The following is a 21,409-nucleotide window of genomic DNA, read 5'->3' as shown; positions in this document are numbered from 1 at the left end:
GGGGACATCCCATACAACTCGCCGGCGTCTGAAACCGGCGTACCAACGAGGAGATCGGTTCGTGACGATCCGCGTAGGCATCAACGGCTTCGGCCGCATCGGGCGCAACTACTTCCGGGCGCTGCTTGAGCAGGGTGCGGACATCGAGATCGTGGCTGTCAACGACCTGGGTGACACCGCGACGACGGCGCACCTCCTGAAGTACGACACCATCCTGGGCCGTCTCAAGGCCGAGGTGTCGCACACCGAGGACACCATCACGGTCGACGGTCACACCATCAAGGTCCTTTCCGAGCGCAACCCCGCGGACATCCCGTGGGGCCAGCTGGGCGTCGACATCGTGATCGAGTCCACGGGCATCTTCACCAAGAAGGCCGACGCCGAGAAGCACATCGCGGGCGGCGCCAAGAAGGTCCTCATCTCGGCTCCGGCCAAGGACGAGGACATCACGATCGTGATGGGCGTCAACCAGGACAAGTACGACCCCGCGCAGCACAACATCATTTCGAACGCGTCCTGCACCACCAACTGTGTGGCGCCGATGGCCAAGGTTCTCGACGAGAACTTCGGCATCGTCAAGGGCCTGATGACCACGGTGCACGCGTACACCAACGACCAGCGCATCCTGGACTTCCCGCACTCGGACCTGCGCCGCGCCCGCGCCGCGGCCGAGAACATCATCCCGACCACGACCGGTGCCGCCAAGGCCACCGCTCTGGTCCTGCCGCAGCTCAAGGGCAAGCTCGACGGCATCGCGATGCGCGTCCCGGTCCCGACCGGGTCGGCCACCGACCTGGTCGTCGAGCTGCAGCGCGAGGTCACCAAGGACGAGGTCAACGCCGCGTTCAAGAAGGCCGCTGATGACGGCGACCTGCAGGGCGTCCTCTTCTACACCGAGGACCCGATCGTGTCCTCGGACATCGTCGGCGACCCGGCGTCCTGCACCTTCGACTCGTCCCTGACCATGGTCCAGGACGGCAAGTCGGTGAAGATCCTCGGCTGGTACGACAACGAGTGGGGTTACTCCAACCGCCTCGTCGACCTCACGGTCTTCGTCGGCGGCCAGCTCTGATCGTCAGAGCAGGCACCTCGATGTGAGCACAGGGTCCGGACCGCGCAATACTGCGGTCCGGGCCTTGTTGCACGTCAGCCCTCTTAAGGAGTCCTGGAGTCCAGCCATGAAGACGATCGACGAACTTCTCGCCGAAGGGGTCGAAGGCAAGCGGGTCTTCGTCCGCGCCGACCTCAATGTGCCGCTCGCCGACGGCACCATCACCGACGACGGCCGCATCCGCGCCGTCCTGCCGACCGTCAAGGCGCTCGCGGACGCGGGCGCCAAGGTGGTCGTCGCCTCGCACCTGGGCCGCCCCAAGGGCGCCCCGGACCCGGCGTTCTCGCTGCTGCCCGCCGCCGAGCGGCTCGGTGAACTCCTGGGCGCGCCCGTCGCGTTCGCGCAGGACACCGTGGGTCCCGCCGCGCACGACGCGGTGGACGGACTGCAGCCCGGCCAGGTCGCCGTCATCGAGAACCTCCGCTTCAACGCCGGTGAGACGTCCAAGGACGACGCCGAGCGCGGCGCCTTCGCCGACCAGCTCGCGGGCCTCGCCGATGTCTACGTAGGCGACGGCTTCGGGGCGGTGCACCGCCGGCACGCCTCCGTGTACGACCTGCCGGCGCGCCTGCCGCACTACGCGGGCTACCTCATCGCCACCGAGGTCGGCGTCCTGAAGAAGCTCACCGAGGACGTCAAGCGCCCCTACGTGGTCGCGCTCGGCGGCGCCAAGGTCTCCGACAAGCTGGCCGTCATCGACCAGCTGCTCGGCAAGGCCGACCGCCTCCTGATCGGCGGCGGCATGGCCTACACCTTCCTGAAGGCCCAGGGCCACGAGGTCGGCATCTCCCTCCTCCAGGAGGACCAGATCCCGAAGGTCAAGGAGTACATCAAGCGCGCGGAGGAGAACGGCGTCGAGCTGGTGCTCCCCGTCGACGTCCTTGTCTCCACCGACTTCCCGGACCTGAAGACCAAGGCCCCGGCCAACCCCACCACGGTCGCCGCGGACGCCATCCCGGCCGACCAGGAGGGTCTCGACATCGGACCCGAGACCCGTAAGCTCTACGCCTCGAAGCTCGCCGACGCGGCCACCGTCTTCTGGAACGGCCCGATGGGCGTCTTCGAGCACCCGGACTACGCCGAGGGCACCAAGGCGGTCGCCCAGGCTCTCCTCGACTCCCCGGCCTTCACGGTCGTCGGCGGTGGCGACAGCGCCGCCGCCGTCCGGATCCTGGGCTTCGACGAGAACGCATTCGGCCACATTTCCACCGGTGGCGGCGCCTCCCTCGAATACCTCGAGGGCAAGACGCTCCCCGGCCTCGCGGCACTGGAGAACTGACACCTGATGACTACGCGTACCCCGCTGATGGCGGGCAACTGGAAGATGAACCTCAACCACCTCGAGGCCATCGCCCACGTCCAGAAGCTTGCCTTCGCCCTGGCCGACAAGGACTACGAGGCCGTCGAGGTCGCCGTCCTGCCGCCCTTCACCGATCTGCGCTCCGTGCAGACCCTGGTCGACGGCGACAAGCTCAAGATCAAGTACGGCGCCCAGGACATCTCGGCGCACGACTCCGGCGCGTACACCGGCGAGATCTCGGGCCCGATGCTCTCCAAGCTGAAGTGCACGTATGTGGCCGTGGGCCACTCCGAGCGCCGCCAGTACCACGACGAGACCGACGAGATCTGCAACGGCAAGGTGAAGGCCGCCTACAAGCACGGCCTGACCCCGATCCTCTGCATCGGTGAGGGCCTGGACATCCGCAAGGCCGGCCAGCAGGTCCAGTACACGCTGAACCAGCTCGACGGCGGCCTCAAGGGCATCCCGGCCGAGCAGGCCGAGTCCATCGTGATCGCGTACGAGCCGGTCTGGGCGATCGGCACCGGCGAGGTGGCGACCCCCGAGGACGCCCAGGAGGTCTGCGGTGCGATCCGCGGCCGCCTGGCCGAGCTGTACTCGCAGGAGCTCGCCGACAAGGTGCGCATCCAGTACGGCGGCTCCGTGAAGTCCGGCAATGTGGCCGCGATCATGGCGCAGCCCGATGTCGACGGCGCCCTGGTGGGCGGTGCGGCGCTCGACACGGACGAGTTCGTCAAGATCGTCCGCTTCGGCGACCAGTGAGTATGCGGTAGCGGCGTTACGACGTACCCTTGCGGGGGTCGGAGGCTCCGGAATCCAGCTCGAAGGCTGGAAAGGACGGCCCCCGGCCCCCGTCGTCGATTCTGATCCGAGGAAGTTGGTCCAGCCGTGGTTATGGGGTTCTCGATCGCCCTCATCGTCTTCAGCCTGCTGATGATGCTGCTGGTGCTGATGCACAAGGGCAAGGGCGGCGGCCTCTCCGACATGTTCGGTGGCGGCATGCAGTCGTCCGTCGGCGGCTCGTCGGTCGCCGAGCGCAATCTCGACCGCATCACCGTTGTGGTCGGTCTTCTCTGGTTCGCGTGCATTGTCGTGCTCGGCCTGCTGATGAAGGTGAACAACTGACCGCGAAAGCGGCTTGATTACCACCTTGCGAAATCATCGCTGAAAGCCCCATGTACGGTGCGTGCTCACCAGCGCGGATTATCATGGGGCTTGCGTCTCGGGGGAGGGTGTAACTCCAAACACTGGACGCGCGTTGGGCCTTACGTAGACTGAGGCGCCCGCAGCAGCACCATCACGCAGGGAGTTACGACCGTGGCAAGTGGCAACGCGATCCGAGGAAGTCGGGTCGGGGCGGGGCCGATGGGCGAGGCCGAGCGCGGTGAGTCCGCGCCGCGACTGCGCATCTCCTTCTGGTGCTCCAACGGACACGAGACGGTGCCCAGCTTCGCCAGCGACGCGCAGGTTCCCGATACTTGGGACTGCCCCCGCTGCGGCTTCCCGGCTGGTCAGGACCGGGACAACCCGCCGGACCCGCCCCGCACCGAGCCGTACAAGACGCACCTGGCGTACGTACGGGAGCGGCGCAGCGACGCGGATGGCGAGGCGATTCTCGCGGAGGCGCTCGCCAAACTGCGGGGCGAGATCTAGTACTTGCGACGGGCCGGACACCCGAGGGTGTTCGGCCACTGCGCTTTTCATGGGCCGGTCGGCCTTTCACGTGACGTTTACCGGCACGTGTGCGGACAGACAGCTGCAGACATCTCATACCGGGCCCTGATCAATTAAGTTGGACCGTGCAGCGGGGCAAGGTACGTACACAGGTACGAGAGAAGGCTGAAGTCCGAGATGAACGCAGAAAGCCGCGCGCGGCTCAACCAGACGCCCGAATGGGCGGCGCTCAGCAAGCACCGGGAGCAGCTGGGGGAGGTGCAGCTGCGTGATCTTTTCGCGCAGGATCCGGCGCGCGGTACGGGATACGCCCTCCAGGTCGGCGACCTGTACGTCGACTACTCCAAGCACCTCGTCACCGACGAGACACTGGCGCTGCTGCGCGAGCTCGCCGCCGCGACGGATGTCTTCGGGCTCCGGGACGCCATGTTCCGCGGCGAGAAGATCAACACCACCGAGGACCGCGCGGTCCTGCACACCGCGCTGCGCGCCCCGCGCGACGCGGTGATCGAGGTCGACGGCGAGAACGTGGTGCCGGCCGTGCACGCCGTCCTCGACAAGATGGCCGCCTTCGCCGGCAAGGTCCGCTCCGGCGCGTGGACCGGGCACACCGGCAAGCGCATCAAGAACATCGTGAACGTCGGCATCGGCGGCTCGGACCTCGGTCCCGCCATGGCCTACGAGGTCCTTCGCTCCTTCACCGACCGTGACCTCACCGTGCGCTTCGTCTCGAACGTCGACGGCGCCGACCTGCACGAGGCCGTACGGGACCTGGACCCGGCCGAGACGCTGTTCATCATCGCCTCGAAGACCTTCACCACGATCGAGACGATCACGAACGCCACCTCCGCGCGCGACTGGCTCCTGACCGGCCTGCGCGCCGACCAGAGCGCGGTCGCCAAGCACTTCGTGGCCCTGTCGACGAACGCCGAGAAGGTCGCCGACTTCGGTATCGACACGGCCAACATGTTCGAGTTCTGGGACTGGGTCGGCGGCCGCTACTCGTACGACTCGGCGATCGGCCTCTCGCTGATGCTCGCCATCGGCCCGGACGCCTTCCGCGAGATGCTGGACGGTTTCCACCTCGTCGACGAGCACTTCCGCACCGCGCCCGCCGAGTCCAACGTGCCTTTGCTCCTTGGCCTGTTGGGCATCTGGTACGGCAACTTCCACGACGCCCAGGCGCACGCGGTCCTGCCGTACTCGCACTACCTCTCCAAGTTCACCGCGTACCTCCAGCAGCTGGACATGGAGTCCAACGGCAAGTCCGTGGGCCGTGACGGCGAGAAGGTCGACTGGCAGACGGGGCCGGTGGTCTGGGGCACGCCCGGTACGAACGGGCAGCACGCCTACTACCAACTCATTCACCAGGGCACGAAGTTGATCCCCGCGGACTTCATCGGCTTCGCCGAGCCCGTCGGCGATCTGCTGCCGGGTCTGGTCGCCCAGCACGACCTCCTGATGGCCAACTTCTTCGCGCAGACGCAGGCGTTGGCCTTCGGCAAGACGCCGGACGAGGTGCGCGCCGAGGGTGTGCCGGAGGAACTTGTCCCGCACAAGACGTTCCGGGGCAACCACCCGACGACGACGATCCTCTCCAAGGAACTTTCGCCGTCGGTTCTCGGCCAACTCATCGCGCTCTACGAGCACAAGGTGTTCGTGCAGGGCGCGGTGTGGAACATCGACTCCTTCGACCAGTGGGGCGTCGAGCTCGGCAAGGTGCTCGCCAAGCGCGTCGAGCCGGCGCTGACCGAGGGCGCGGACGTACCGGGACTCGACGAGTCGACGAAGGCGCTGGTCGCCAAGTACCGGACGTTGCGCGGGCGCTGAGCCTGAAGAGGTCCCCGGCAGGCGTACGTCAGGACCGCCCGCCTTGCCGGGGGCCAAGGGGGCCGAGGGGGCGCAGGTCCACATCCTGTTGTCCCGACAGGGATGTCGGACGCTGCCACGGCTCAGGGTCCGTCCTGGGCAGCAGCACCTCCACCGCCGCTCCCTTGCCGCGCTGTCGCTGTGCCCACTGCTCGACCTCCTCGCGGCAGGCGAGGTCCAGGTGGGAGACGGCGGTCAGGTCGAGTTGGACGCCGGAGCGGGCCGACAGGGGTTCCAGCGTGGCGATGAGCTGGGGGAGCCGCAGGAAGGTGGCGTTGCCGCTCATCACGAGGAGTGCGCTGTCGCCTTCGGTGACGGTGTCCACGCGCACGCGCGACATCCGCACCGCCGCGAGCAGGATCGCCACCGCGACGCCGGCGAGCACGCCCTCCAGCAGGTTGCCGGCCACGATGGCGCCCGTGGTGACGACCATGACGACGCCCTCGCCCCGGTCCTTGCGCCACATCTTGGGGAACTGGCCCGGATCGAGCAGCTTCCAGCCGCTGTGCACCAGGATTCCGGCGAGTACGGACACCGGGATCAGCCCGAGCACTCCCGGAAGGAGCAGGCCGAAGCCGAGCAGCCAGGCGCCGTGCAGGACACGGGACACCTTGGTGGTGGCGCCCGCCTGTACGTTGGCCGAGCTGCGGGCGATGACGGCGGTGACCGGCAAGGCGCCGAGCGCGCCCGCGACGGCGTTGCCGACGCCCTGGGAGAACAGTTCGGGGTTGTACCGGGTACGCGGCCCGCTGTGCAGCCGGTCCACGGCCGCGGCGCTGAACAGGCTCTCGGCGGAGGCGATCACGGTGAACGTCACCACGACACCGAGAACCGCCGGGTCCGCGAGCCCCGCGAACCGCTCTGGGCCCGGGATCAGTACCGCGTTCCCGAGGCTGCCGAAGTCGACGGTCTTCACGCGCATCCCCAGGAGCGCGGCGAGCAGCGCGCCGAGGGCGACGGCGACGAGCGGCGCGGGCAGCGCGCCGAGCGGTTTCGGGACCTTCTTCCACAGCGCGCAGATGGTGACGGCGAGTGCCCCGAGCACCAGGGCCTGGGTCGCGGACCGGTCGGCGAAGGTATCGGAGAACAGGGTGGGCAGTCCCGCGGCGTTCTTGAGTGCGCTGCCGAGCTGGGCGTGATCGGAGAGGGCGTACAACTGGCCGAGGATGAGCGGGAGTCCGATGCCGGCGAGCATGCCGCCGATCACCGACACCGGGATGGCCTGGAAGAAGCGGCCCGCCTTGAGGGCGCCGAGCACCATCTGGAGGAGGCCGGTGGCGAGCACGATCGGGCCCAGCATCTCCAGGCCGTGGTCATTGACGGCCTCGAGGACCAGCGCGGCGAGTCCGGCGGCCGGCCCGCTGACCTGGAGGTTGCTGCCGGGCAGGAAGCCGACGACGAGGCCGCCGACGATCCCGGAGACGATGCCGAGTGCCACCGGCACCCCGGAGGCGGCGGCGACGCCGATGCACAGGGGCAGCGCCACCAGGAACACGACGAGGGAGGCGACGATGTCGGTGGCGATCACACCCCCTGACGGCGGCGGCGCGGATGTGCCCGGTCCGGCGGGTGTGCCCCGTCCTGCGGGCGCCCCCCGTCCTGTGGGAGTGGGGCGCTTGGCATGGCGTCCGGAGCCCATCAGCCTTCACCCGCAGACCAGTTGAGTACGACGACCTCGCCCGTGTCGATCCGGTAGAACCAGCCGTGCAGCCGCATGTCACCCCGTTCGACGCCGGGCCGGACGGAGGGATAGGCGGCGAGGGTGGTGAGCTGAGCGGCCACATGCCGGCGCGCCAGACGGGTCAGCGCCGGGTCGTATGCCGTCTCGGCAGAGGTCTCGGCAGAGCTGTCGGCCCCGGGACGGCCGAGGCCCAGTGAGGGCCGGGCGAGGTCCAGCCAGCGGCCGAGACCCGGAAGCCCCGCGAGGTCGGTGCCGCTGACGAGGGCGTCGAGGGCACCGCAGTGCGAGTGGCCGCAGACGACGATGTCACGGACGCCGAGCACCTCCACGGCGTACGAGATGGTGGCGGCCTCGCTGCACGCCGGGCTGTGGTCGTAGGGAGGCACGATGCTCCCGGCGGTGCGCAATTCGAAGAGGTCGCCGGGTCCGGCACCCGTGATGTGGGCCGGGATCACCCGCGAGTCCGAGCAGGTGATGAACAGCGCCTGGGGTTCCTGGCCCTCGGCGAGCCTGCGATATTTGTCACTGTCGGCGCTCACGTGATGCCTGAACGACTGTGCACGCTCCAGCAGTTGCTGCATGGACGCGCTCCTTTCGTTTCGGGTGATCAGGACGCTAACCAGCGGCTTTGCGGCCACGGGAGGGCTCTGGCCGAGCGCTTGACGGACCTTGGCGAACTCCTGGGCCGCCCCTGTACTTGCCTTAACTCCCGTGCCGTCCGGGCCCGTTGAGGTGCGACGGCTGCTGTACCTTCCGGGGCATGCGAGTGCTGTTGGTGGAGGACGACGAGACGATCGCCGAGCCGCTGGCCGACGGCCTCGGCCGGTACGGCTTCACCGTCACGCGGTGTGCCACGGGCGCGGAGGCGCTGAGCACGCCGCCCGGCGACTTCGTGCTGCTCGACCTGGGGCTGCCGGACATGGACGGCATCGACGTGTGCCGCGGGTTGCGTCAGGTCTCCCCGGTGCCGATCATCATGCTGACCGCACGCGGTGGTGAGGCCGACCGCATCGTGGGCCTGGAACTCGGTGCGGACGACTACCTGGGGAAGCCGTTCTCGCTGCGCGAACTGGTTGCGCGGATGCGTGCGGTGACCCGGCGTACGGCCGCCCCGGCGCAGGCCTCGACCGCCGTACCGGTTCGGGCCCAGGCCCCTGCTCCCGTACCGGCGCCGCCCGGCCCTCTCGTCGCAGGACCGCTCACCGTCGACCGGCGCACTCGCCACGTGCACATGGCGGGCGAGGTCGTGGCCCTGACCCCGAAGGAGTTCGACCTGCTGGCGCTGCTCATGCAGGACCCGGGCGCGGTGTTCCCGCGCAGACTGCTCCTGGAGGCGGTGTGGGAGGCGGACTTCTTCGGGTCGACCAAGACCCTCGACGTCCATGTGGCCGCACTGCGGCGCAAGTTGGGCGATTCCGCATGGATCGAAACGGTGCGCGGAGTGGGGTTCCGGCTGGTCGCGCCGGGCGGCTGAGGAGGCCAGGGACGTGCGCTACCGCCTGCTGCGCAGCTACCTCATGCTTGCCGCGCTCGCCCTGATCGTGCTGGAACTGCCGCTCGGCCGCTACTACCTGCGCTCGGAGGAGACCCGGGCGCTGGCCGCGCTGGAGGGCAACGCCGAGGTGTTCGCCGCCTACGCCGACCAGTTGATCGAGGCGCGCGCCCCGGACCTGCTGCCCGCCCTGGCCCGCGACACGGCGGGACGCATCGGCGGCGAAGTCGTCGTCGTGAACGCCCGGGGCCAACTCCTGGCCGCCTCACGGGGGTTCAGTGAGCTTGAGCGCCGAAAGGTGGCGCGGCAGCCCGAGATCGTCACGTCACTGGACGGCGGCTCATCGGCGGCCGTACGCCATGAGTCGGCCGGGGGAGACGCGGTCGTGCACCTGGCCGTGCCCACCCGCCCCGGCCCGGTGCCGCGCGGCGCGGTACGGATCACCGTGCCGCGTTCGCAGATCATGGTCGACAGCCGTGCGGTGTGGCTGTATCTGGGGGCGGCCGGGGCAGGTGTCCTCGCAGTCGCCGCCGTGGTGGCGTTCGCCATGGCGCGCTGGATCAGCCGTCCGGTCCTTGCGCTCCAGGAGGCGGCGGCGCGGGTCGCGGCGGGCGGCGATCTTGTCGTGCCCGCCCGCCGGACAACCGGGCCTCCTGAGATCCGCCGGCTCACCGAGACGCTGCGCATGACCGCCCGGCGCCTGGGCCATCTCCTTGCCGCCCAGCGGGCCTTCGCGGGCGAGGCCTCCCACCAGCTCAAGACGCCGCTGGCGGCGCTGCGGCTGCGCCTCGAGAACCTCGAACAGGACCTCGCGCCGGGCGCACGGCGGGACTTGGAGGCGGCCCTCGCGGAGACCGACCGTCTTGCCCGGACGGCGGAGACGCTCCTTGCCCTGTCCCGCCTGGAGGAGTCCGGCAGCGCGCCCGAACCGATCGCAGTGGACGCCGTCGTGGCCGAGCGCGTCGCTTCGTGGGTGCCGGTCGCGGCGGCATCCGGTGTCTGGCTGGTCGCGGCAGGCGAGGCGGCGGGCCGGGTCTGGGCGCTGCCCGGTGCGGTGGAGCAGATCCTCGACAATCTGCTGTCCAACGCCGTACGGGTCTGCCCGACGGGCGGCACGGTCACCGTTCGCACCCACGTCGTGCGCCCGCGCCACAGGCTGAGCCGGCGTGCCCGCCGTGGCCGCGTGCCCCAGGAGGACGGCGCCCCGCCGCAGCTGGTCGAGCTGCATGTGGTCGACGAAGGGCCGGGGCTCTCGCCGGAGGAGCGCGAGCGTGCCTTCGACCGGTTCTGGCGGGCCTCGGACGCGCCCAAGGGCGGGTCGGGTCTGGGCCTGCCGCTCGTCCGGCGCCTGGCGCGGGCGGCGGGCGGTGACGCCCGCCTGGACCAGGCGCCGGGTTCCGGGATCGACGCGGTGGTGATCCTGGTCCGTGCGACGAGCACCGTCACTTGGCGGCGGCGCGAGGACAGAGCGGCCACGGCGCACCCTGGTGGCCGCCGAGCCCGGCGGTGGGCGGCCAGGCGATGAATCCTCCCCAGCTGAAGCTGCGTAGGTCCGGCCGCACCACACCACCGCACAGAGCTCAGGCCTCAGGCCTCAGGCGACCGCGCTCAGCGTGTCCGCGAGGCGGCGGCGGGCCGCTCGCGACGCCGGGAGCGCGGCCAGCGCGGCGGCTCCAAGGACCGCGGCCGCGCCGAAGAGCATGAGCAGAGCGGGGGACGGCGCCCGGGCGATACCGGCGCCGATGCCGTTCGACCGCCCCTGAGAGTCGATCAGCCAGTGCGCGAGCGGCAGCCCAAGGGCCGTGCCGGTGAGCGCCGCGGCGAGGGCGGTGCACCCCGTCGCCGTCACCGCGACCGCCGTGATCTGCCGTGGTGACAGGCCGATCGCCTTGAGCGCGAGCAGATCCCGTTCTCCCTCACGCACCGTGCCGCCGATCGCGGTCAGCAGCTCGATGAGCCCGATCAGGGCGAGGACGGCGATCAGGCCGATGACCACTGAGCGCAGGGGCGAGAGCCCGTCGGCCGGGTTGGTCACGGCGTGGACGTCGAGCTGCCCCCGCGAGGTCCTGGTCAGCTCGGCGCCGACCGCGGCGAGATCCGCGCCGGGGCGCAACTGGAGCTGGTAGAGCGTGGGTTGGAGCTTCGGGTCGTTCTCCCGCAGTGTGTCGAGCGAGGTGGAGATGACCCGGCCGCCGTTCTCCGGCTCGATGTTGCGGCCCACGATGTGCAGGATCTGCGGGCGCCCGCCCACCGTCATCCGCACCCAGTCACCGACGCGTACGTCCAGTGCGTCGAGGAGCCCCTGTCCGGCCACCGCCTCGTCAGGGCCACGCGCCGGGCGGCCCTCGGCCAGCGTGAAGGGGTACGGGTTTTGGTGCGTGCCGAGGCCGCGCAGCGCGATGGTGCCGGTCTGGCCGGGGACGAGGGCCGCCACCTCGATGCCCGGATGGACCGCGGTGACCTGCCGGTTCTTGGCGAGCAGGTCCCGCGCCCGGGAGTCGGCCAGGTTCTCGTCGGCGCGGGCGGTGAGCGCCGCGGCGATGCCGAGCTCCTGGGGTTCGTCGTGAAAGCGGTCGATGGTGGTCCAGGCGCTCAGCGCGACCACGATCAGGAGGAGCGGCAGGGCAAGGCGGGCGACGGCGGACAGGGAGCGCGGCCGCCGCGTGAACGCCTTGTGCCAGCCGAGGACCAGTGCGGGCGGCAGCCGCAGCCCCAGTGCCCCACGCGCCACACCGGACAGGCGCCCCGGCGCCGCAGCGGCCCGAAGCACCGGAACCGAGGGCACCCGCCCGGCCCGCCACGCGGCGAGCCCCGTCATCGCCCCGATGAAAAGGACCGCGGCGGCCGGCACCCCGAACAGGCCCGCCGTATGCCCCACAAGCCCCTGCCACACGCCGACCGCGTCGCCGAGCCGCCCCGGGACGCGGCTGCCCAGGGTCTGGATGAGAGCCGTCGCCACCGCGGCGCCGAGCAGGGCGTACGCCAGATGCTGGACGAGGAAGCTGCGTACCACCTGGCCGGGTGTGAATCCGATGGCCTTCAGGACCGAGATGTCGCGCAGATGGCCGCGGATACGGGTGTCGATGGCGCCGTACACGGCGAGGGCGGCGGCGACCAGGGCGCCCAGGCCGAAGAGGCCGAGCACCTGGCCGAGCAGCCGGTTGCCGCCCTGCGCCTCGGCGCGCGCCTGCTGCCACGGGGAGACCTGGGTGACCGCTCCGGCGCCCAGCGTCGTGACGGCGCGCTGCACCGCGTAGTCCGTGTCGTCGGGGTCGGCGAGGCGAAGCCCGATGACCTGGCCCGGGCGTCCCTCGGCCTGCTGCACGACGGACGGGGGCGCCCAGACGAGCCCGGACCGCTCCCCGGGGCTGTAGCCGGGCTCGGCGCTGTCGGCGACCCCGAGGACGGTCAGGGTGCGCGCGGTGCCGGGCAGCTTCAGGGTGTCGCCGGGCTCGGCCCACAGCGCACGGGCGAGGCCGTGTTCGAGGACGACGCCGTCCGGTGCGGCCGGGTCGAGCCAGCGGCCCGAGGTGAGCAGGGGGCGCCCGGTGGCGGGCGGTCCGCCGGTGGCTCCGCGCAGTTCGACGGAGGCACGTGCGCCGTGCGACTCCACGGAGGTCGCGGCGGTCCGGTAAGGACCCGAGACGGACTCGACGCCGCCGAGACGAGCAAGGCGGCCCGCGTCGATGGAGGCCCCGGTGTGGATCCACACATGGGCGCCCCGTGACTGGGTGAAGACGCGCTGCCAAGGGTTGGTGGCGTACCCGAAGAGCGCCGCGGCAAGGAGCAGCGAGGCGACGATGCCGGCGGTGGCGAGCACGATGAACAGCGCCTCGCCACGATGCGTCCGCAGATCGGCGTGCGCCCAGCGCAGGGTGGCCCGCATGCCCTCAGCCCCTCGGCCCGAGATCGCGTACGGCGGCGTGGTGGCTCGTCGGCAGAAGGGCGTGCACGCGCGGTCAGTCCCTCAGTTCGAGCACGCCGGAGATGCCGGTGCCGCGCGGCAGCGAGCCGCCGAGATCGGCGTCGTCGGCGATCCGGCCGTCGAAGAAACTGATGACGCGGTCCGCGGAGCTCGCGAGCCGTGCGTCATGGGTGACAAGCACAATCGTCTGACCGCGCTGGTGGAAGCGGGACAGCAGGCGCATCACCTCGCGCCTCCCCTTGCTGTCCAGGCTGCCCGCGGGCTCGTCGGCAAGGAGCAGGGAAGGGTGGTTGACCAGGGCGCGGGCCAGGGCGACGCGCTGCTGCTCGCCGCCGGACAGCTCGCCCGGCATGCTGCGCTCCTTGCCCTGAAGGCCGAGCTCGGCCAGGAGCTCCTCGCGTTCGGCGCGCGCCTGTTTCGGCGAGGTTCCGGCGAGCAGCGCGGGCAGCTCCACGTTGTCGGCGACCGACAGATTGGATACGAGGTTGAAGAACTGGAAGACGATGCCGATCCGGCGCCGGCGCTCCACCGCCCAGCGCGCCTCGCTGTAGGAGTCGGTGGACTCGCCGTCCAGGCGGATGCTGCCGCTGTCCGGACGCTGGAGCCCGCCGAGCAGATGCAGCAGAGTCGACTTCCCCGCGCCGGAAGGCCCGGTGACGGCGACGAACTCGCCCTGCCCCACGCGAAGATCGACACCGCGCACGGCAGGGGCGGGTGCGCCCTCGCCGTAGTGGGTCTTGACCAGGCCCTCGGCCTCAAGGAGGGGAGGCACGGGAGACGGCGTGGAGGGACGGTCGTTCACTGCGGCTCCTCCAGCTCTTCCTGGCACCGCTCGAGCCAGTCGAGGTCGGCCTGCAGATGCAGCATGGCGCCCTCGATCAGCAGGTGGGAGATGCGGTTGTCCCGGTTCTCGGCCGCGGACAGTTTCGACAGATCGCGCATGGTGTTCAGGTACTGGCGCCGCTGTTTGTTGATCAGGGCGATCTGGTCGGCGAGACCGGTCTGCGGGGCGAGCGCGAGCTTCATGAAGAACTCGTCCCGGACCCGTGGCTCGTCCGCCGTCTCCTCGTACCAGGCGTGCAGCGCTTCCCGCCCGGCATCGGTGAGGTGGTAGATCTTCTTGTTGGGCCGGCTCGACTGCTCGACTTCCTCGCCGTCGATCAGTCCCGACTTCTCGAGGCGGCCCAGCGTCACATAGATCTGGCCGACGTTCGGCTGAGGGTACGCGGAGCCGAGGAGTTGCTCAAGGTCCTGCTTGAGCTCGTAGCCGTGGGCCGGGCCTCGCGCCAGCAGAGCCAGGAGGGGCAGCCGCACTCGTGCTCTCCTCCTCGCATCCTCGTATTGTGCTCCAGGCCCTAGTATCGCCCATACCTAACGGGTATACATGGCCCCTGACGCATGGCGAAGGTGCCGGGCGCCGGTGTACAGGGAGGAACCTATGCGGTGGATACATGCCGCGGGTAGGGGACTCCTGGTCGTCGCCGTGATCCTGTCCGGGTACGTCGCCTCGGGAACCCGGCCGGACACGGCAAGCGGCGACGGACGCGGCCCCCTCACACTGGCGACCGCTGGCGACCTCACCGGCTATCTGGGACCGCTTCTCGAGGGCTGGAACCGCACCCACCCCGGCGAGAAGGTCACCCTCGTCGAACTCCCGGACTCCGCCGACGAGACCCATGCGCAGATGACCACCGACCTGCGCTCGGGCAGCAGCCGCTTCGACGTGCTCAACATCGACGTCGCCTGGACATCGGAGTTCGCCGCCGCGGGCTGGATCGCCCCGCTGCGGCGCGACAGCTTCCCGCTGAAGAGCTTCCTGCCGCCCGTCGTGGACACGGCCACGTACGACGAGAAGCTGTACGCGGTTCCCTACGTCACCAACGCCGGGCTGCTCCTGTACCGCAAGGACATCCTGGCCAAGGAGGGCGTCGCGCCGCCGCGCACCTGGGCCGAGCTCGAACGGGCGGCGAGGACCATCGCCCCCAAGCACGGACTCGACGGATACGCGGGCCAGTTCCTCCCCTACGAGGGGCTCACCGTGAACGCCGCCGAGGCGGTCTACTCGGCGGGCGGCACGATCCTCGGCGACGAGGGCGAGCGCGTCACCGTCAACTCCGCGGCGGCCCGCGAGGGCATCGGATTCCTCGCCCGCGGGGTGCGCGAGGGCTGGATCCCGAAGCAGGCCCTGACGTACAAGGAAGAGGAGTCCCGGCAGGCCTTCCAGGACGGCCGGCTGCTCTTCCTGCGCAACTGGCCGTACGCGTACGTCAGTGCGTCCGGCGAGAAATCCGAGGTCGCGGGGAAGGTCGGCGCCGTACCGCTGCCGGGGCCCGACGGTCCGGGGACGAGTGTGCTCGGGGGCTCGAACCTCGCCGTCAGCTCGCATGCGCGGCACCCCGATTCCGCGGCCCGCCTGCTCGCGTATCTCACGAGTGAGGGTGCGCAGCGGCAGGTGCTCACGCGTGGCGCGCTGCCGCCCGTGCGGGCCGCGCTCTACCAGGACGCCGGTCTTGTCCGGAAGTTCCCGTATCTGCCGACGCTGCGGGCGAGCGTGCTCGCGGCGGCGCCGCGTCCCAAGAGCCCTCGCTACGACCAGGTGAGCCTGGCCGTGCAGGCGGCCGTGCATGACGCCATGGCCGGGAATCAGCCGCCCGAGGCGGCGGTGCGGCGCCTTGCCCGGGAGCTTGCGGCGATCTCTCGCTAGTTACATGTTAGGTATCTGAGGTGACGCTCAGGGGCCTCATGGGCGCCGAAAACTCTGGACATAACGCCTCAATTCATCGCAGCTTTCTGTCTACTCGTTGACACCTCTGCGACATGCCTACTTAACATGCATGCATAACCGCTCGGGTCCGCGGTCACTCCACGCACTTCACGTAGACAGGTCAACGGGTCATGCTCACAGCCCCGGCCGGCGACGGCCTCGCGCGCCTCCACACCCACCACTGGTGGCGGGACGCAGTGATCTATCAGGTGTACGTCCGCAGCTTCCTGGACTCCACCGGTGACGGCATCGGCGATCTCGCCGGGGTCCGCGCGGGACTGCCGTATCTGAAGAAGCTCGGCGTCGACGGCATCTGGCTGAGCCCCTTCTACCCCTCGCCCCAGCACGACCACGGCTACGACGTCGCCGACTACTGCGACGTCGACCCGCTCTTCGGCAACCTCGCCGAGTTCGACCTGCTGATGGCCGACGCCCGGCGCCTGGGCGTCAAGGTGCTCCTGGACATCGTCCCCAACCACTGCTCCAGTGACCACGACTGGTTCCGCGAGGCGCTCGCCGCGGAGCCCGGCAGCACGGCGCGCGCCCGCTTCCACTTCGCCGAGGGCCGCGGCCCGCACGGCGACGAGCCGCCCAACAACTGGCACGCCATGTTCGGCGGCCCCGCCTGGACCCGTGTCACCGATCCCGACGGCACCCCCGGCCAGTGGTACCTGCACATGTTCACGCCCGAGCAGCCGGACCTGAACTGGCGCGAGCCCGAGGTCGGCGCCCACTTCGACCATGTCCTGCGGTTCTGGCTCGACCGGGGCGTGGACGGCTTCCGCATCGATGTGGCCGCCGGGCTCTTCAAGCACCCCGACCTGCCGGACTCGCCGGACCCCGAGGCCGACGCCCGCACCCGCGACTCGGTCAACCCCCTCGCCTGGAACCAGCCCGAGGTGCACGACGTATGGCGGCACTGGCGTGCGGTGTGCGAGGAGTACACCGCACGCGACGGCCACGAGCGCCTGCTCGTCGGCGAGGTCTCCGTGCCGACCGCCCGCGAACACGCCGAGTACGTACGCCCCGACGAACTCCACCAGGCGTTCTTCTTCGACCTGTTGGGCGCGCCCTGGGACGCGGACGCCTTCCGCAAGGTCATCGACGAGGCGATGCGGGACATCGCGGGCACGGGCTCCACGGTCACCTGGGTGCTCAACAACCACGACCAGGTCCGCACGGTCACGCGGTACGGCGAGTCCGGCACCGAGGGCAGCGGCCTCGGCGCCACCCGGGCCCGGGCCGCTGCGCTGCTCATGCTGGCGCTGCCCGGAGCCGCGTACATCTACCAGGGCGAGGAGCTCGGCCTGCCCGAGGTCGACGATCTGCCCGACGAGGTCCTCACCGACCCGATCTTCCACCGCACCGGAAGCCGGGCCCGGATCCGCGACGGCTGCCGCGTGCCGCTGCCGTGGTCGGGGCACGCGTCGCCGTTCGGCTTCACCTCCGGGGCCGAGGGCGCCAAGCCGTGGCTGCCGCAGCCCGCGTGGTTCGCCGAGCACGCCACCGACCGCGCACTCGCCGACACCCGCTCCTTCTGGCACCTCTACCGGGACGGACTCCAACTGCGCGCCGGGCTGCCCCAGTTGGGCGAGGGTGTGCTGCGCTGGCTTCAGACGCCGCCCGGAGTCCTCGCCTTCGTCCGCGGCGACGGCCTGGTGTGCGCGGTCAACTTCGGTACGGCCCCGGTGCCCGCGCCCGTCTCCGGCGCCCCGCTCCTTTCCAGTGGGCCCTGCCCGACCGGCGTTCTTCCCGGCTCCACCGCCGCCTGGTGGATCAGCGACTGCACCAACCCCTGACCCCCACTCCATCCCACGAACCGTCAACTCCTTTGCCCCCGAAGGGACATCAACGATGATGCGACGACGTATCACCCTTGCGAGCTGCACCGCCCTCGCCCTGGCCATGGGCGCCACCGCCTGCGGCGGCGGCGAGGTCAGCGCCGGCGGCGGTGACAAGGCGCTCGACGGCCAGACGATCACCGTGGCCGGCGTCTGGTCCGGCAGCGAGCAGAAGAACTTCCAGAAGGTGCTCGACGCCTTCGGCGAGAAGACCGGGGCCAAGGCCCAGTTCGTCTCCACCGGTGACAACGTCTCCACCGTCGTCGGAAGCAAGATCGAGGGCGGCAACGCCCCCGACGTCGTGATGGTCCCGCAGGTCGGCGTCCTGAAGCAGTTCGCGAAGAAGGGCTGGCTCAAGCCCCTGTCCAAGACGACCGAGCAGGCCGTCGACAGCAACTACGCGAGCGTGTGGAAGAAGTACGGCAGCGTCGAAGGCGCCTTCTACGGCCTGTACTTCAAGGCCGCGCACAAGTCGACCGTCTGGTACAGCCCCGAGGCCCTCGACCAGGCGGGCGTCAAGACCCCCAAGACGTACGAGGAGATGCTCAAGGCGGGTGGGACGGTCTCCGACTCGGGCCTCGCCGCCTTCTCCGTCGCGGGACAGGACGGCTGGACGCTCACCGACTGGTTCGAGAACATCTACCTCTCCCAGGCCGGGCCCGAGAAGTACGACCAGCTGGCCGCGCACAAGATCAAGTGGACCGACCCGTCCGTGGTCGACGCGCTCACCACCCTCGGCAAGCTCTTCAAGGACGACCAGCTGATCGCGGGCGGCCGCAAGGAGGCCCTGAGCACCGACTTCCCGGGCTCCGTCGAGAAGGTCTTCGGGCCCGAGCCCGAGGCGGGCATGGTCTACGAGGGCGACTTCGTGGCCGGTGTCGCCAAGGACCAGTTCGACAAGAAGATCGGTCAGGACGCCGACTTCTTCCCCTTCCCCGCGGTCGACGGCGGCAAGGCGCCCGTGGTCAGCGGCGGCGACGCCGCGGTCGTCCTGAAGGACGGCAAGAACCAGCAGGCCGCCATGGAGTTCCTGGAGTACCTGGCGACCCCCGAGGCAGCGGCCGTCTGGGCCGAGGCGGGCGGCTTCCTCTCCCCGAACAAGAAGGTCGACCTCGCCTCGTACGGCGACGACGTCACCCGCGAGACCGCCAAGTCCCTTGTCGGCGCCGGTGATTCGGTCCGCTTCGACATGTCCGACCAGGCCCCGGCGGCCTTCGGCGGCACCAAGGGCATGGGCGAGTGGAAGCTCCTCCAGGACTTCCTGCGCGACCCGTCCGACCCGAAGGCCACGGCGCGGCGGCTCGAAGCCGCGGCGGCCAAGGCCGACAAGGGCTGATCGCCGTGACCGCCACTACCGCCGGGCCCCCGGCCGCCACCGAGGCCGCCCGTCGCAGGCGCCGCGGGCGGGTCATCGCCGTCGTCTTCGTCCTGCCCGCCCTGCTCCTGCTCGGCGCCCTCGTCGTCTACCCCGTGCTGTTCTCGGCGGGACGCAGCCTCTTCGACGCCTCCGGCACGAAGTTCGTCGGCGGCGACAACTACACCGAGATGTTCCGCGACCCGGCCACGCTCAAGGCCATCCGCAACAGCGTCATCTGGGTGGTCATCGCCCCGACCCTGCTCACCGGGCTCGGCCTCGTCCTCGCCGTCCTGGTCGAGAAGATCCGCTGGGCCACCGCGTTCAAGCTGCTGCTCTTCATGCCCATGGCGGTCTCGTTCCTCGCCGCGGGCATCATCTTCCGGCTCGCGTACGACGAGGACCCCGAGAAGGGTGTCCTGAACGCCGCCGTGGTGGGCGTGCACGACGCCTTTGAAGGCACCTCCTCCTATCCGACCGCGCGTGCCCGCGACGGCCAGGGCCTGACCAAGGGCGCCGACGGCTCGTACCGTACGACCGCCGCCGCGAACCCCGGCCACACGGTCGGCCTCGGGCTCGTCGGCGTGGCACCCAAGGACCTGCCCGAGGACGCCGAGCCCGCGTACGCGGCGGCCGGGCGGAAGGCCGGCGCGCAGGAACTGCGCGGTGTCGTCTACCTGGACTTCACGCGCGGCGGTGGAGGGAAGCAGGGCAGGACGGACCGGGCCGAGAGCGGGCTGCCGCAGATGGAGGTCGAGGCGGTGCGGGGCGGCAAGACGGTCGCGAGCGCCACCACCGGCGCCGACGGCTCCTTCCGCTTCACGGACCTCGACCCCGATGCGACGTACACCGTGCGGCTGCCCGCGAAGAACTTCGCCCCGCCCTACGAGGGCGTCTCCTGGCTGGGCCCCGCTCTCGTCACCCCGGCCATCATCGGCGCGTATCTGTGGATCTGGACGGGCTTCGCCATGGTGCTCATCGGCGCCGGGCTCGCCTCGCTGCCGCGCGACGCCCTGGAGGCGGCCCGCATGGACGGCGCCAGTGAGTGGCAGGTCTTCCGCCGGATCACCGTGCCGCTGCTCGCGCCCGTCCTCACCGTGGTCTTCGTGACCCTGGTGATCAACGTGATGAAGGTCTTCGACCTCGTCTACATCATCGCGCCGGGGCCCGTGCAGGAGGACGCCACGGTCCTCGCCACCCAGATGTGGCTGGTCTCCTTCGGCGGCGGCAACAACCAGGGCCTCGGCAGCGCGCTCGGCATGCTCCTGCTGCTCCTGGTGATCCCCGCCATGGTGTTCAACGTCCGCCGCTTCCGCAGGAGTCAGTCATGACCGTCACCACTCCCGACCGGCAGGCGGCCGTGGCGCCGGGCAAGGAACCGGCGGCCGCCGCACCCGCACCGCGCCCCCGCCCCAAGGGCCGGATCGGCCGGTGGCTCGGCAGCAGCCTGGTCCAGGCGTTTCTCGTGGTCGTCGCGCTGGTCTGGATCACCCCGCTCGCCGGTCTTTTCCTCTCCTCGCTGCGTTCCGCACAGGACAACGCGAGCGGCGGCTGGTGGACATCCCTGAGCAGCCCGGCGCAGTTGTCCTTCGACAACTACTCGGCGCTGCTCGGCAACGCCGGGATGACGCAGGCGTTCTGGAACACCGTCCTGATCTCGGTGCCCGCCACCGTACTCGTCGTCGTCATCGCGGCCCTCGCCGCGTACGCCTTCGCCTGGCTGGAGTTCCCAGGGCGGGACCCGCTGTTCCTGCTCGTGGTGGCGCTTCTCGTGGTGCCGATGCAGATCGGCCTGCTTCCGGTGGCCAAACTCTTCGGTGAGCTCGGCCTTTTCGGCACCATCCCGGGCGTGGTGCTCTTCCACGTCGCCTACGGACTGCCGTTCGCCATCTTCCTGCTGCGCAACTACTTCGCCGAGATGCCGAAGGAGATGCTGGAGGCGGCGCGGATGGACGGCGGGACGGAGTGGCGGATCTTCACGCGGCTCGTGCTGCCGGTGGGGCGTCCGGCCATCGCGAGCCTGGCCATCTTCCAGTTCCTCTGGGTGTGGAACGACATGCTGGTGGCGCTGCTCTTCGCCGACAGCGCGTCGCAGCCGCTGACCGTGGAACTGCAGTCGCAGATCCGGCAGTTCGGCAGCAACATCGATGTGCTCGCGCCCGGCGCGTTCCTCTCGCTGGTCGTCCCGGTGGTCGTGTTCTTCGCGTTCCAGCGGCACTTCGTGCAGGGGGTGATGGCGGGCTCCGTCAAGTGAGCCCGTACGTACAACGCGCCGCGGCCCGGTCCCCACGAGGAGGACCGGATGGCGCACATCTTGATGGATCAAGCGGAAGCGCTCATAACGCGACACTCCGCGCATCTCACCCGGTCAAGGATGCGCCATTTCCCGTCAAAGGCC

18 protein-coding genes are annotated in these 21,409 nt (G+C 70.3%); 13 read left to right on the top strand and 5 right to left on the bottom strand.

Going from position 1 to position 21,409, the window contains the following annotated elements:
* Window positions 1–61 precede the first annotated feature (61 nt).
* The 6 genes from gap (at window position 62) to pgi (ending at window position 5,915) form a co-directional block, all read left to right on the top strand.
* Complete coding sequence (gap, locus tag AB0O76_RS35270; RefSeq protein WP_365500056.1) at window positions 62–1,072, top strand: type I glyceraldehyde-3-phosphate dehydrogenase; 1,011 nt, start codon at window positions 62–64, stop codon at window positions 1,070–1,072.
* 106 nt (window positions 1,073–1,178) lie between these two features.
* Window positions 1,179–2,390 carry a phosphoglycerate kinase gene (locus AB0O76_RS35265; RefSeq protein WP_365500053.1) on the top strand — a complete coding sequence of 404 codons (1,212 nt, stop codon included), beginning with the start codon at window positions 1,179–1,181 and terminating at the stop codon, window positions 2,388–2,390.
* 6 nt (window positions 2,391–2,396) lie between these two features.
* The gene (tpiA, locus tag AB0O76_RS35260) at window positions 2,397–3,173 is read left to right on the top strand and encodes a triose-phosphate isomerase (protein WP_365500050.1); all 777 of its coding nucleotides are present in this window, start codon (window positions 2,397–2,399) and stop codon (window positions 3,171–3,173) included.
* Window positions 3,174–3,305: 132 nt separating this feature from the next.
* The gene (gene secG / locus AB0O76_RS35255) at window positions 3,306–3,536 is read left to right on the top strand and encodes a preprotein translocase subunit SecG (protein WP_135329442.1); all 231 of its coding nucleotides are present in this window, start codon (window positions 3,306–3,308) and stop codon (window positions 3,534–3,536) included.
* A 192-nt stretch (window positions 3,537–3,728) separates the two neighbouring features.
* On the top strand, window positions 3,729–4,064 hold the full coding sequence (locus AB0O76_RS35250) for an RNA polymerase-binding protein RbpA (RefSeq protein WP_078077905.1): 336 nt from the start codon (window positions 3,729–3,731) through the stop codon (window positions 4,062–4,064).
* A 198-nt stretch (window positions 4,065–4,262) separates the two neighbouring features.
* Window positions 4,263–5,915: a glucose-6-phosphate isomerase gene (gene pgi, locus AB0O76_RS35245; protein ID WP_365500045.1), complete on the top strand. Its 1,653-nt coding sequence runs from the start codon at window positions 4,263–4,265 to the stop codon at window positions 5,913–5,915.
* Between the two features lie 28 nt (window positions 5,916–5,943).
* Here pgi and AB0O76_RS35240 read toward each other — a convergent pair whose 3' ends face one another.
* Both AB0O76_RS35240 and AB0O76_RS35235 read right to left on the bottom strand, forming a co-directional pair.
* Window positions 5,944–7,482 (bottom strand): SulP family inorganic anion transporter, encoded by a 1,539-nt coding sequence (locus tag AB0O76_RS35240; protein ID WP_365500042.1) that lies wholly within the window; start codon window positions 7,480–7,482, stop codon window positions 5,944–5,946.
* A gap of 110 nt (window positions 7,483–7,592) precedes the next feature.
* Entirely contained in the window at window positions 7,593–8,216 is a 624-nt protein-coding gene (locus AB0O76_RS35235; protein WP_365500039.1) for a carbonic anhydrase, read from the bottom strand.
* Between the two features lie 179 nt (window positions 8,217–8,395).
* Here AB0O76_RS35235 and AB0O76_RS35230 point away from each other — a divergent pair, with 179 nt between their 5' ends.
* Both AB0O76_RS35230 and AB0O76_RS35225 read left to right on the top strand, forming a co-directional pair.
* Window positions 8,396–9,109, top strand: a complete 714-nt coding sequence (locus AB0O76_RS35230; protein WP_365500036.1) for a response regulator transcription factor — start codon at window positions 8,396–8,398, stop codon at window positions 9,107–9,109.
* 13 nt (window positions 9,110–9,122) lie between these two features.
* Entirely contained in the window at window positions 9,123–10,652 is a 1,530-nt protein-coding gene (locus AB0O76_RS35225; protein ID WP_365500033.1) for a HAMP domain-containing sensor histidine kinase, read from the top strand.
* Between the two features lie 69 nt (window positions 10,653–10,721).
* Here the strand turns inward: AB0O76_RS35225 and AB0O76_RS35220 are convergent, their stop codons facing one another.
* From AB0O76_RS35220 to AB0O76_RS35210, 3 genes are all read right to left on the bottom strand, one after another.
* Window positions 10,722–13,013, bottom strand: a complete 2,292-nt coding sequence (locus tag AB0O76_RS35220; protein WP_365500030.1) for an ABC transporter permease — start codon at window positions 13,011–13,013, stop codon at window positions 10,722–10,724.
* Window positions 13,014–13,086: 73 nt separating this feature from the next.
* Entirely contained in the window at window positions 13,087–13,854 is a 768-nt protein-coding gene (locus tag AB0O76_RS35215; protein WP_365500027.1) for an ABC transporter ATP-binding protein, read from the bottom strand.
* Entirely contained in the window at window positions 13,851–14,366 is a 516-nt protein-coding gene (locus AB0O76_RS35210) for a PadR family transcriptional regulator (protein WP_365500024.1), read from the bottom strand. The genes AB0O76_RS35215 and AB0O76_RS35210 overlap by 4 nt, the downstream gene beginning before the upstream one ends.
* Before the next feature lie 124 nt (window positions 14,367–14,490).
* Here AB0O76_RS35210 and AB0O76_RS35205 point away from each other — a divergent pair, with 124 nt between their 5' ends.
* The 5 genes from AB0O76_RS35205 to AB0O76_RS35185 all read left to right on the top strand — a co-directional run bounded on the left by AB0O76_RS35205 (window position 14,491) and on the right by AB0O76_RS35185 (window position 21,265).
* Window positions 14,491–15,756: an ABC transporter substrate-binding protein gene (locus tag AB0O76_RS35205; protein WP_365500021.1), complete on the top strand. Its 1,266-nt coding sequence runs from the start codon at window positions 14,491–14,493 to the stop codon at window positions 15,754–15,756.
* 191 nt (window positions 15,757–15,947) lie between these two features.
* On the top strand, window positions 15,948–17,615 hold the full coding sequence (locus AB0O76_RS35200; protein WP_365500018.1) for an alpha-amylase family glycosyl hydrolase: 1,668 nt from the start codon (window positions 15,948–15,950) through the stop codon (window positions 17,613–17,615).
* A gap of 55 nt (window positions 17,616–17,670) precedes the next feature.
* Window positions 17,671–18,993, top strand: coding sequence for an ABC transporter substrate-binding protein (locus AB0O76_RS35195; protein WP_365500015.1), 1,323 nt, complete (start codon window positions 17,671–17,673; stop codon window positions 18,991–18,993).
* A gap of 5 nt (window positions 18,994–18,998) precedes the next feature.
* A complete protein-coding gene (locus AB0O76_RS35190; RefSeq protein WP_365500012.1) occupies window positions 18,999–20,342 on the top strand; it encodes an ABC transporter permease subunit in 1,344 nt (447 codons plus the stop codon).
* Complete coding sequence (locus tag AB0O76_RS35185) at window positions 20,339–21,265, top strand: carbohydrate ABC transporter permease (protein WP_365500009.1); 927 nt, start codon at window positions 20,339–20,341, stop codon at window positions 21,263–21,265. The genes AB0O76_RS35190 and AB0O76_RS35185 overlap by 4 nt, the downstream gene beginning before the upstream one ends.
* Window positions 21,266–21,409 lie beyond the last annotated feature (144 nt).

Origin of the sequence: Streptomyces sp. NPDC086554, from assembly GCF_040686095.1 — a bacterium.
Lineage (GTDB): Bacteria > Actinomycetota > Actinomycetes > Streptomycetales > Streptomycetaceae > Streptomyces.
This window is presented reverse-complemented; position numbering and strand designations above follow the sequence as displayed.

What these genes read in the sequence shown, in the direction of transcription:
- AB0O76_RS35265 (WP_365500053.1), top strand. Translation starts at nt 1,179, where the DNA reads ATGAAGACGATCGACGAACTTCTCGCCGAAGGGGTCGAAGGCAAGCGG.
- tpiA (WP_365500050.1), top strand. Translation starts at nt 2,397, where the DNA reads ATGACTACGCGTACCCCGCTGATGGCGGGCAACTGGAAGATGAACCTC.
- secG (WP_135329442.1), top strand. Translation starts at nt 3,306, where the DNA reads ATGGGGTTCTCGATCGCCCTCATCGTCTTCAGCCTGCTGATGATGCTG.
- pgi (WP_365500045.1), top strand. Translation starts at nt 4,263, where the DNA reads ATGAACGCAGAAAGCCGCGCGCGGCTCAACCAGACGCCCGAATGGGCG.
- AB0O76_RS35235 (WP_365500039.1), bottom strand. Translation starts at nt 8,216, where the DNA reads ATGCAGCAACTGCTGGAGCGTGCACAGTCGTTCAGGCATCACGTGAGC.
- AB0O76_RS35230 (WP_365500036.1), top strand. Translation starts at nt 8,396, where the DNA reads ATGCGAGTGCTGTTGGTGGAGGACGACGAGACGATCGCCGAGCCGCTG.
- AB0O76_RS35220 (WP_365500030.1), bottom strand. Translation starts at nt 13,013, where the DNA reads ATGCGGGCCACCCTGCGCTGGGCGCACGCCGATCTGCGGACGCATCGT.
- AB0O76_RS35205 (WP_365500021.1), top strand. Translation starts at nt 14,491, where the DNA reads ATGCGGTGGATACATGCCGCGGGTAGGGGACTCCTGGTCGTCGCCGTG.
- AB0O76_RS35200 (WP_365500018.1), top strand. Translation starts at nt 15,948, where the DNA reads ATGCTCACAGCCCCGGCCGGCGACGGCCTCGCGCGCCTCCACACCCAC.
- AB0O76_RS35195 (WP_365500015.1), top strand. Translation starts at nt 17,671, where the DNA reads ATGATGCGACGACGTATCACCCTTGCGAGCTGCACCGCCCTCGCCCTG.
- AB0O76_RS35185 (WP_365500009.1), top strand. Translation starts at nt 20,339, where the DNA reads ATGACCGTCACCACTCCCGACCGGCAGGCGGCCGTGGCGCCGGGCAAG.